We start from the raw sequence: 11,389 nt of genomic DNA, 5'->3' as shown, positions 1-11,389 counted from the left end.
CTGCTCCATCCCGCGTCCGTTTAAGCGGGGCGAACTATAACGACCTATAGTGCCCTTGGCAAGTCGAATTAGCATATTTATGATCGTTTGTTGGGTTAATGAGCATATATAGACTATTTCAGCCTTAATCGGTGGCCTTTTAAGCATTGTCTATGTGTTCTTGCTTTCAATTAGCTAATTTTTGGATCAAATTATCCAATAAATCGTAGATTTAATGGTACTCAATAGCTAAAACGACTCAAAAGACTAGAATTTATCCATTTCAGTGACATTTTCACACCTGACAATCGGTTTAGGTATATAATGCCGACTTAATTATATCTGTGAGATGATGACGTCGATTCCATGTTAAATTTTTTTGCTGCTGCCCCTAAGGGTTTTGAATATAGCTTATCTAATGAGCTTAAAGAGTTTGGTGCTACTGATGTTAAGGAAAGCGTCGCTGGTGTGTATTTTTCAGCACCTATAGAACTTGCCTACCGAATTACATTGTGGTCTCGACTTGCTAGCCGCATTGTCGTTGTTATCTATAAAGGTGCTTGTGAGTCTGCCGAGCAACTTTATAACGCAGCATATGCTGTTGATTGGCCATCTCACTTCTCTAATCAAAGTACATTTGGTATTGATTTTCACGGTACTGGTGGGTTTATTAACAACACCCAGTTTGGCGCACTGAAAATTAAAGATGCTGTTGTTGACCGTTTTCGTGATGATGGTCAGGAACGTCCTGATGTAGAACGTATCCATTCAGATTTTAGAATTGATGCTCATTTTCGAAATAATCAACTTACCATGTCGATTAACTTCTCTGGCCCTTCATTACACCAACGCGGTTACCGTTCAACAACGGGTGAAGCACCACTAAAAGAGAACTTAGCAGCCAATATGCTAGCTCGTTGTGGCTGGCAAGCTAAACCGATTGACTTGTTAGATCCGTTTTGTGGTAGTGGTACGGTTGTGATTGAAGCAGCATTAATGGCTGCTGATATTGCCCCAGGATTGCAGCGTGCAAGATTTGGTTTTGAGCATTGGCTTCAGCATGACGATCAAGTTTGGCAAGACATCTTACAAGAAGCTAAAGCACGAGCGAGCTTAGGTAAATCTCGTTGTAATGTTAAGTTTTACGGATCGGATATTGATTCTCGGATGGTGGCGCTAGCAAAACAGAATGCTGAAAATGCAGGTGTTGCTGACTTAATCGACTTTACGGTATCAGATGCGCTTGAAGTGACACCGCCGTTAGAAACTGGCTTTTTAGTCTCAAACCCACCTTATGGTGAGCGTTTAGGGAGTATTACTGAGCTTTTACAGCTTTATTATCAGTTAGGCGATAAGTTCAAAAAAGATTTTGGTGGCTGGAAGATTGCCATGCTGTGTAGCGATATTGAATTGCTATCGGCATTAAAGCTTAAAGCTGACAAACAAATGAAGATGTTTAACGGTGCGTTGGAATGTGGTTTTAACCTTTATACATTGCACGCAAAAAGTACCCGCCGCGAAGCGCCAGTATTACCAGAAGGTGTCAACATTGCCGATATCTCACCTGCGTTTGCTAATCGTATTAAAAAGAATATGAAGCAATTGACTAAGTGGGCCAAAAAAGAAGGTATCGATAGCTACCGTATTTATGATGCCGACTTGCCTGAATATAATGTGGCGATTGATAAGTATGTCGATCACGTTGTGATTCAAGAATACTCAGCACCTGCTACCATTCCTGAAGCTGTGACAAAACGTCGTTTAACCGATGTATTGTTATCACTACCAAATGCGTTAGGCATTGACCCTGAGCTAGTTACGTTAAAAACCCGTGAGCGTCAAAAGGGAACCAATCAATATCAAAAAATTGATGAGCAAAAGCTTGAAATTATCACTCAAGAATATAATGCCCGCTTTAAATTAAACCTTACTGGATATCTAGACACTGGTTTATTTTTAGACCATCGCTTAACCCGTAAATTAGTAGGTGAGAAGTCTGCAGGTAAACGCGTACTTAACTTGTTCTCTTACACTGGTAGTGCATCAGTTCATGCAGCCCTTGGTGGCGCTAAATCTGTCACGACAGTCGATATGTCGAATACGTATTTAGCTTGGGCTAAAGAAAACTTTGAGTTAAACAACCTCAACGTTAGACAATACAAGTTTGAGCAAGCCAATTGCATTCAATGGATAAAAGATTGTGAAGAACAATTTGATTTGATTTTCATTGATCCGCCAACCTTTTCAAACTCTAAGCGTATGGAAGATAGCTGGGATGTTCAGCGTGACCATGCTGCTTTATTGGTTGATTTGATTAAATTGTTGAGCCCAACGGGTGAGATCATTTTCTCGAACAACAAACGTAAATTTAAAATGGATATCAACCTTCTAGGCCAATATAAAATGGACGTGAAGAACATTGATAACCAAACCTTACCAATGGATTATAAGCGTAATCCACACATCCATAACACATGGTTAATCACTCATGCTAAGTCGCCTTACAGCAGCTAAGGTATGCAGAGTCGTAATATGTTAACTAACCCAAAAACTGAAAACTCAGATTTAATTTTATATCACACAGAGGGATGCCATTTGTGTGAAATTGCTCAATCGCTGGTTGAGCAATTAGCCCTGAGTTATCAACATATTGATATATGCGATGATGAAATACTTGCTGAGCGTTACGGTATTTCAATTCCAGTGTTAGTTATGGGTGATAAAGAACTGTTTTGGCCATTTGATGTGCCACAGTTAACTGATTTTATTAGGAGCGTCGTTTGAGTCTAGTTCGTATTAATAATGGTTCGTTAGCCTATGGTTATACGCCATTATTGAAAAATTCTGATTTCACTATTTTACCTGGTGAGCGTGTTTGTATTGTCGGCCGAAATGGCGCAGGCAAATCAAGTTTGATGAAAGTCCTATCAGGTGATGTGCTACTTGACGATGGTGAATTTAATATCGCCTCAGATGTGAATGTTAGCCGTTTACAGCAAGATCCGCCTAAAGCGGAAACGGGGACGGTTTATAAGTATATCTCAGCGGGACTTAAAGAAATTGGTGAGCAACTTGAGCGTTATCATCAGCTTTCCCATGACGTTGCTACTGCTGAGCCAGAAGCAATGGAAAAGATGCTCAATCAAATGACGCGTCTTCAAGAGTCACTAGATCATAATAATGGTTGGCAACTTGATTCAAGAATTATCCAGAATTGTGAATTACTTGGACTCGATCCAGATAAGCCATTAAGTGAGTTATCTGGTGGCTGGCAACGCAAGGTTGCTTTAGCACGTGCTCTAGTCAGCGAGCCAGACTTATTATTACTTGATGAACCAACCAACCACCTCGACATTGATACCATTGAATGGTTAGAGCAATTCTTGCTTAACTTTAAAGGTGCCATCGTATTCGTCAGCCATGACCGTGGTTTTATTCACCGTATGGCAACCCGAATTGTTGATCTTGACCGTGGTGTTGTCACGTCTTGGCCTGGCAATTACAAAATGTACTTAGAAGGTAAGCAAGAGTGGTTGCGGGTTGAGGCTGAGCAAAATGCTCACTTTGATAAAAAACTGGCAGAAGAGGAAACTTGGATCCGTCAGGGCGTTAAAGCACGTCGTACGCGTAATGAAGGTCGAGTTCGAGCATTAAAAGCATTGAGAAGTGAGCGAAGCGAGCGCTTGAATCGACAAGGCAACGCTAAGATGAACGTCAGTGATACAGAGCGTTCTGGTAAGTTAGTATTTGATATTAAAGAGCTAAACTATAATCTTCCTGAAAAAGATTTAGTTAAAAACTTCAGTTCAACGGTCATGCGCGGTGATAGAATCGCATTAATCGGTCCCAACGGTTGTGGTAAATCGACGCTGATTAAGTTATTGATTGAGCAGCTAACACCTCAATCAGGTGAAGTAAAAGTTGGTACCAAGCTTGAAGTTGCTTACTTTGATCAATACCGTGAAGCGCTTGACCCAGAAAAAACAGTTGAAGAAAATGTCGGCGATGGTAAAAGTACCGTAACAATTAATGGCCAAGACCGTCATATTTTAAGTTACTTACAAGACTTCTTATTTTCACCTGCCAGGGCAAGAACGCCTGTTAAAGCGTTATCAGGTGGTGAGAAAAACCGTTTGTTGCTAGCACGCCTGTTACTGAGACCTGCAAACTTAATTATTCTTGATGAACCAACCAATGACCTTGATGTTGAGACCTTAGAATTGTTAGAGTCTCTACTGACTGATTTTGAAGGAACATTATTAATTGTCAGTCATGACCGTGAATTTATAGATAACACGGTAACCAGCAGTTGGTGGTTTGCGGGTAATGGTGGATGGCATGAGTATGTTGGTGGTTATAATGATGCTGTTTCTCAAGGAGCTAAATTTTATTCTGAGGAACCTGACGCCGCATCTGTTGTCATAGCATCAGCGCCTGTTGAAACGAAAGCTGAAAAGCCTAAGCAAGCAACAACCAATGCGCCTAAGAAATTATCGTTCAAACTTCAACGTGAGCTCGAGCAATTGCCGAGTAAAATGGAGACGTTAGAACAGGAAGTAGAAGAATTACAAAACACTGTGGCTTCAGCTGATTTTTATAGCCAACCACAAGATACTGTCAACTCAGTGCTACAGGCATTGGCGACAAAAGAACAAGAATTGGACACTTGCTTTGAACGTTGGGAAGAACTCGAGTCATTGAAGTAAGCGCATAATAAAAATAGGAATTAAAATGAAGTCGAAGTTTGATAAGGCATTATCTGTCGTTGCCTTGAGTGTGCTTGGCGCTATCGGCAGTGTGCATGCTGCTCCAGTATATGAAATTGTAAATATTGAAGATTTTGATCTCAAAGGTAATGTCGATGGCACCAGCCGCGGCTATGCGCTTGGCGTAAATGCCAATGATGAATTGGTCGGTGTATCTAAAGGTAAGAAAAAATTATCTGTAGATGATGAAGACGATGATGGCGTTATTGATGTTGAAGATGGTATTGCGCCAGAAGAAACCATTGTCTATTCGGTATTCTTGCCGATTATTGCCAACAACTACACTTTTACAGCAGAAGAAAATGATGCTGATTCACCATGGAATCCTAACTTCTTTAGCATCAATGGGACCACCGCGCCAACAGATGTTGATGACGAAGGTGAGTTAATTATCAATTCTGTTGATACTTTCTTTTACGGTATGAATGATGATGGTGTAAAAGTTGGTTCTTATACTGCGCCTGAGAAAACGATGGATTACGTAGGAGAAGAACCTGACGATGACGATGAGGACCCTCAGGAATACTGGTATTACCGTGATTTTGAGTTACGTGGCGTTGCAGTCACAGCGGATGGTTCTGAAATCGAGTTAATCCCATCATATCAAACCTATATTCGTGAAGATGATGATTTCGTGGTTGAACTGGGTGGCTGGTCAGCCGCTGCAGCGGTCAACAATAACAATTTAGTGGCTGGTTATGCTAGTACTGACATTATTGAATATAGCTCAGAACGAATTGATAGCTGTATTGACGCTAGTGAAGATGAAGATGAAGAGTTTCCTATTCCTGTTGAAATTTGTGTTCAAGCAGACCAATACCCTACAAATGGTAGTCGTAATATTTCTTATCAAACTCGTGCTCACGTGTGGCAAATAGAAGCGGATAATACAATTCCTGAGGATAATATTGTTGAGTTGCCATTGGGGTTAACGCCTGATGAAGATTCAACTTTGAACTATGTTGCGCAAGGCTTAGGTGTCAATAATGACGATGTAGTCGTAGGTCGCTCTCATACTTATCGAAATGGTAATGAGGATAATTTATATCAAGATGCGGCATATTGGCAAAAAGATAGCAATGGTGATTACCAGTATAACTGGATAGATCCTGATATTTTCAGTGATACGGTTTATAGCTCTATCGCTTATGATGTAAATGATAATGGTATTGTTGTAGGTAGCTTTCAAAAATATATCAGCGGATATTTAAGAGAGAAGTTCTTCTACTATGATATCAATGATCCTGCTGCTGAAATTGTGGTGCCAGATGATTTTCAAGAAGGGTTGTCTGATTTAACCAGTAAACCGAAAGCGATTAACAACGCGGGTCAAGTTGTAGGTAATATTGAGGTTACTTATGACAAAGATAAACCACGCCCAAAAGCAGCGTTCTTGTATAACATGAACGACAGCGAGTTTATCAATATCAATAATAACTTAACCTGTGAGTCAAAAGGTTACGAGCAAGATGAAGACGGTGAATGGAGTCGTCATCAAGTTGAAGTGATTGATGGCGATGGTTCTATCCTGTCTTACGGCGCAGAATTTTATGTTGTTGAAGCAAATAGCATTAATGAAGAAGGCACGATAGTCGGTACTGCTTTCGTACGTAAGCCAGTTTATCAATACGACTCTGATGGGAACCTGATTTTAGGTGAAAACGGTACGCCGCTATTTGAAATTGATGGTAACGGGGATCCTGTAACATCATTCTTAACCCGTATGGTTGTGCTTAAACCAACGTCAGGTAATCAAGAAGCATGTACAGAGTCAGATCTTGTCGAAGATGAACCTTATGTGCGTAAAGGTGCTGCTTCTTTAGCTTGGTTATTGGGCTTACCATTACTTTGGTTGCGTCGCCGTAAAATGAAATAGATTGAGCATTTTTCAAACAAAAAGTCGAGGTTTTTTCCTCGATTTTTTTTTGTCTTTTTTCTCAATACCTTAATTAAAAATGCGAAAAAATGTCATAAACCGACATTGATCTTGTGTCAAAAGTCGCCTATTTCTTATTGTGAAGCCATTAGTGATCTATTCACTAATTGCGCTTAATTAACAAAATGAGGATGTGTTAATGAAAAGACAAAAAAGAGATCGACTAGATAGAGCTTTTTCTAAAGGCTTCCAAGCAGGAATTGCTGGACGTTCGAAAGAACTTTGTCCATATGGAACTTTAGATTCTAAATCACAATGGTTAGGCGGGTGGCGTGAAGGTGTTGATGGCCGTTTAAGCGGTTTATTTAATAAATAGTTTTCATGGTTAATCAAATAATAAAAAGCCCTCATAAGAATAGTGAGGGCTTTTAAGATTTGGAGTTAAATGATTTTTAAAATGACGAAGTATCAGTAAAAATACCTACTTTTAAATCTGTAGCACTGTATATTTCACGGCCATCGACTTCCATCACAGCATCTGCAATACCCATCACTAGTTTACGATGAATCTTACGCTTTAATGTGAGTTTGTAGGTGACTTTTTTAGCTTCTGGCAATACTTGGCCAGTGAATTTGACTTCGCCAACACCCAGAGCACGTCCTTTACCTTCAGCGCCTTCCCAACCTAAGTAAAATCCGACTAATTGCCACATTGCATCAAGCCCCAAGCAACCAGGCATAACAGGATCGCCATTAAAGTGGCAATCAAAAAACCATAGGTCAGGAGTAATATCGAGTTCAGCTACGATTTCGCCTTTACCGTACTCACCACCGTTTTCATTAATTTTAGTAATACGGTCAATCATCAACATATTGTCGACAGGTAAGCGAGGTGAGTTAGGCGCAAAAAGGGTACCATTGCCGCATGCGATTAACTCTTCTTTAGTGAAACTGTTAGCTTTTACCATTTAAATATTACCACTTTATGTTGAGTAGGGTGACAAGATAGCGAACACGTGTAAGCTAAACAACTCCGATCACTAAATAATGCGTAATTTTATTAATATTTTTTGCAAAAATGATGGTTCGATATCGTCATCATCTTGACCTGCCATTTTTTCTAACCTTTGTTGGACTAAGCCATATAAAGATTTTTCAGGAAAATCATTGTCTTGATTTCTCTCGCCAGCAGGTATCTGCATAAGCAATGAGATGGCTTCATCCATATGTTCAATAGCATGTACATGGAATAAACCCTTCGATATGGCATCGATGATCTCAGGCTCAAGGTTTAGTTGTAACACATTAGCTTTAGGTATAATGACACTGTGTTCACCATTTAAGCCACGCGTTTGGCACAAATTAAAGAAGCCTTCGATTTTCTCATTGACGCCACCGATAGCTTGCACATTGCCAAATTGATCTAACGCGCCTGTAATGGCAAACGCTTGGTTAATAGGCTGCTCAGCAATGGCAGACATCAAACAGCAGTACTCTGCTAGTGAAGCACTATCACCATCTATCTCTTGATAAGACTGTTCGAATACAATGTTGGCATTTAAATGTAATGGCACATCACGCCCGAAAATACGGTATAAAGACGCTGATAGGATCATCATGCCTTTAGTATGGATATTACCGCCTAATTCAGATTTCCTTTCAATATCGATGACTTCACCGTCGCCGTAATGCACGGTAGTCGTAATTCTGGCGGGTTCACCATAACTAGCATCATGGGTGTCCACGACAGTTAAGCCATTGATTTGCCCAATCATCTCACCAGATGTTTGCAGATTAATGAAATTGTCTGCAAAATTTTGTGCTGCATATAGCGCTGAGCTGTCATGACGTTTTTTGGCATGTAAAATGACTTTAGCGATTGCTGATGCTGTGACCGCTTTATTATTCGTGTATGCCTTTGCTTGCAATAGCACTTGAGTTATTTGCAGCATCGATAGGCTTAAGCGTTGTTGGTGCTCGGTGAGCTTAGCGCTATACCAAAATAAAGGCATTAATGAGGAAAGCTCTAACTGAATATCGTATTCGTTGGCTAAACTCATTAACCATTGTAAATATTGGCTTTCTGAATACTTTGTTAAATCTAGCTCTGAATTGACTTCAGCAAGCAAAGGAAAATACTTAAAGAAAACTCTGTCTTCAGTACGCAAATGGGTAAATAGATTAGCAGAACCTACAAGGATAATTTTACAATTCAGTGGAATTGGTGCGAGTTCACTGTTTATACGATAAAAACCCTGTTCAAGAATTTGCATGACAAACTCCCACAGTCCCTCGCGTTTCCAAAGCGATTCGACATCAATAAATACAAAGTGGTTCGATGCAAGTATGCCAGCTTTATATTGACTGGCTTTATCTGTTTTCTGCATTTTACCAATTAAATCAGCTCGGCGAATTTGACCACTTACATAACTAAATAATTGGTTTTGACTGGCTATAGTGCCGACATTGGCTGAAGGAAGCTCTGTTTGCCAGCGAAAACTAAATTCATGGTTTTCGTTTTTACTTTTCGTGGCAACGAGGTATGAATCAGAAGGCGTATCGGCTTGCCCAACCAGGGCTTTTATAAAGAGGGCACGATCGATACTTGCATAGTCGGCCAAATATAAATGCTGTTGCTCAACTTTGCTCATTAAGTTAAAAGCATCAACACAACGCTCTTGGCCAAGTAGCAACTGGCTTAAATAAATGGTACTTGGTAAAGATTGAGGCAAAGTATATTGTGGTGCAAGTTGCGAGGTTGGGATTAAAGTTGTGGTCATAGCTTTACGTTTTAGAAATCATTAAAAAAGATTTTAGCACACTATATCGTCATATCATTGAAATGATTCAAGTCTAGTGAAGGTTTAAAAGCGTTTTATTAATCATTTTTGAGTTCAAAAGCACCAGCTCTATTGGAATTAGATTAAATAATAACGAAAAAGTCTATTTGATGACCATTTGAATAAGTTTTTAAAAAATCCTGTTTACAAGCGAGCCTGATACTTATATTATTCTCGGCGTTCGGAGAGATGGCAGAGTGGTCGAATGCACCGGTCTTGAAAACCGGCATGGGTTTGTAGCCCATCTAGGGTTCAAATCCCTATCTCTCCGCCATATTTAAGACGAAAGGCTCATCAGAAATGATGAGCCTTTTTTCATTCTTGTATAATTATATTTAAACATAGGTTTGTAGCTCATCAATGTAGGCTTCAAATCCCTATCTCTCCGCCATATTTAAAGAAGCCCGCTATTTTATAGTGGGCTTTTTGCTTTTTTAAATTTAGAAAATAAAACATCACAGGTTTGTAGCGCATCTATGTAGGGTTTAAATCCGTATCTGCGCCATATTTAAGACGAAAGGCTCATCAGAAATGATGAGCCTTTTTTCATTCTTGTATAATTATAATTAAACATAGGTTTGTAGCTCATCAATGTAGGCTTCAAATCCCTATCTCTCCGCCATATTTAAAGAAGCCCGCTATTTTATAGTGGGCTTTTTGCTTTTTTAAATTTAGAAAATAAAACATCACAGGTTTGTAGCGTATCTATGTAGGGGTCCTCTTTCAAAAATATGCTATCTCTTGTAGTGGTCAAGAAATATTGGCCACAGTCTTAGAGTTTAACCAGAACAATCGTTCTGACTCATTGGGTGTCAGCCCGCCGTTATATTGATGCGGCCGAAGCTGACAATAATATCCAATAATGTATCGTGTAATTTCATTCTGCGCTTCAGTAAAATTACGATACCCTGTAGTTGGTATCCATTCTGTCTTAAGGCTCCTAAAAAAACGTTCCATAGGACTATTATCCCAACAATTCCCACGTCGAGATAAACTTTTTTTGAGCTGGTATCGCCATAATAGTTGACGATATCTTCTGCTTGTATAGTGAGTCCCTTGATCGCTATGGAACATAACATCTTTAGGTTTACCACGACCTTCATAGGCCATCGAAAGCGCTTTGCCAGTTAAACGACTATCAGGTGATAACGACATAGCCCAGCCAATCACTTTACGTGCAAATAGATCAATCACCACAGCTAAGTACATCCAACGGTTACCAGCCCACACGTAGGTAACATCACCAACCCAGACTTCATTCGGAGCTGTGACAGCGAATTGTCGACCTAGGTGATTAGGGATTTCAATATGTTCTAGTGTCGCTTTTCGGTATTTGTGCCTAGGTACCTGGCAGCTAACTATACCAAGCTCTTTCATCAACTTAGTGGCACGATAACGGCTTAGCGAGACACCCTGCTGGCTAACCATATCTGCAATCGTTCTAGCACCTGCCGATCCATTACTTGCAGTGTGTACTTCGCTGACTAGGCTGCGAAGCTTGACCTTATCTGCGTTAATGGTTATTGGTCTCTTTCTCCAATACTTGTAACTACTACGATGAATACTGAACACTTCGCATAATGTTTTTATGCTATAGCTCTGCCTGAGTTTCTCAATTATTAAGAATTGTTCAGTGAGTCCGACATCAACAGAGCTGTGGCCTTTTTTAATATTTCGTTGTGCTCCTGGAGGCGAGCTAGTTGCTTTTTTAACTCTCGAATTTCAACTTGTTCTGGTGATATAGGTGATGCTTTATGCTGCTTACCTTGTCGCTCTTCTCTTAATTGTCGTACCCACTTATCCATGGTTGATTTGCCCACATTCATAGCTTGAGCAGCTTCAACAATTGAGTAATTCTGATCTAGCACGAGTTGTGCAGATTCAAGTTTGAACTCTGCACTAAAAAGTCTTCTTGTACGTTTTTTCAT

8 protein-coding genes and 1 tRNA gene are annotated in these 11,389 nt (G+C 39.9%); 6 read left to right on the top strand and 3 right to left on the bottom strand.

The annotated features are described in order from the left end of the window. Window positions 1-345 precede the first annotated feature (345 nt). The 5 genes from rlmKL to rmf all read left to right on the top strand — a co-directional run bounded on the left by rlmKL (window position 346) and on the right by rmf (window position 6,997). The gene (rlmKL, locus tag BCU84_RS13585; RefSeq protein WP_102528619.1) at window positions 346-2,493 is read left to right on the top strand and encodes a bifunctional 23S rRNA (guanine(2069)-N(7))-methyltransferase RlmK/23S rRNA (guanine(2445)-N(2))-methyltransferase RlmL; all 2,148 of its coding nucleotides are present in this window, start codon (window positions 346-348) and stop codon (window positions 2,491-2,493) included. Between the two features lie 3 nt (window positions 2,494-2,496). Continuing rightward, window positions 2,497-2,763, top strand: a complete 267-nt coding sequence (locus BCU84_RS13580) for a glutaredoxin family protein (protein ID WP_241906436.1) — start codon at window positions 2,497-2,499, stop codon at window positions 2,761-2,763. Continuing rightward, on the top strand, window positions 2,760-4,685 hold the full coding sequence (locus tag BCU84_RS13575; RefSeq protein WP_102528617.1) for an ABC transporter ATP-binding protein: 1,926 nt from the start codon (window positions 2,760-2,762) through the stop codon (window positions 4,683-4,685). The genes BCU84_RS13580 and BCU84_RS13575 overlap by 4 nt, the downstream gene beginning before the upstream one ends. 25 nt (window positions 4,686-4,710) lie before the next feature. Further along, a complete protein-coding gene (locus BCU84_RS13570; protein ID WP_102528616.1) occupies window positions 4,711-6,621 on the top strand; it encodes a DUF3466 family protein in 1,911 nt (636 codons plus the stop codon). Window positions 6,622-6,820: 199 nt separating this feature from the next. Further along, complete coding sequence (gene rmf, locus BCU84_RS13565) at window positions 6,821-6,997, top strand: ribosome modulation factor (protein ID WP_102528615.1); 177 nt, start codon at window positions 6,821-6,823, stop codon at window positions 6,995-6,997. Window positions 6,998-7,073: 76 nt separating this feature from the next. On the opposite strand, the gene fabA is transcribed toward rmf, so the two are convergent. Continuing rightward, window positions 7,074-7,589 carry a 3-hydroxyacyl-[acyl-carrier-protein] dehydratase FabA gene (fabA, locus tag BCU84_RS13560; RefSeq protein WP_102528614.1) on the bottom strand — a complete coding sequence of 172 codons (516 nt, stop codon included), beginning with the start codon at window positions 7,587-7,589 and terminating at the stop codon, window positions 7,074-7,076. Between the two features lie 72 nt (window positions 7,590-7,661). Further along, complete coding sequence (locus BCU84_RS13555) at window positions 7,662-9,401, bottom strand: S16 family serine protease (RefSeq protein ID WP_102528613.1); 1,740 nt, start codon at window positions 9,399-9,401, stop codon at window positions 7,662-7,664. 243 nt (window positions 9,402-9,644) lie between these two features. Between BCU84_RS13555 and BCU84_RS13550 the strand changes: the two genes are divergently transcribed. After that, window positions 9,645-9,735: transfer RNA gene (locus BCU84_RS13550), tRNA-Ser, on the top strand. A gap of 476 nt (window positions 9,736-10,211) precedes the next feature. Here the strand turns inward: BCU84_RS13550 and BCU84_RS13545 are convergent. Beyond that, window positions 10,212-11,389, bottom strand: a protein-coding gene (locus BCU84_RS13545) for an IS3 family transposase (protein WP_102528612.1) whose coding sequence is annotated in 2 segments (ribosomal slippage) — window positions 10,212-11,122 and window positions 11,122-11,389 — 1,179 coding nt in all. Because the reading frame shifts where the segments join, the coding sequence is not laid out codon by codon here.

Source organism: Shewanella sp. 10N.286.51.B7, from assembly GCF_002873615.1.
Lineage (GTDB): Bacteria > Pseudomonadota > Gammaproteobacteria > Enterobacterales > Shewanellaceae > Shewanella > Shewanella electrodiphila.
This window is presented reverse-complemented; position numbering and strand designations above follow the sequence as displayed.

Bases quoted from the DNA above. Each gene is read 5' to 3' on its own strand.
- rlmKL (WP_102528619.1), top strand. From the start codon at position 346: ATGTTAAATTTTTTTGCTGCTGCCCCTAAGGGTTTTGAATATAGCTTA.
- BCU84_RS13580 (WP_241906436.1), top strand. From the start codon at position 2,497: ATGCAGAGTCGTAATATGTTAACTAACCCAAAAACTGAAAACTCAGAT.
- BCU84_RS13570 (WP_102528616.1), top strand. From the start codon at position 4,711: ATGAAGTCGAAGTTTGATAAGGCATTATCTGTCGTTGCCTTGAGTGTG.
- rmf (WP_102528615.1), top strand. From the start codon at position 6,821: ATGAAAAGACAAAAAAGAGATCGACTAGATAGAGCTTTTTCTAAAGGC.
- fabA (WP_102528614.1), bottom strand. From the start codon at position 7,589: ATGGTAAAAGCTAACAGTTTCACTAAAGAAGAGTTAATCGCATGCGGC.
- BCU84_RS13555 (WP_102528613.1), bottom strand. From the start codon at position 9,401: ATGACCACAACTTTAATCCCAACCTCGCAACTTGCACCACAATATACT.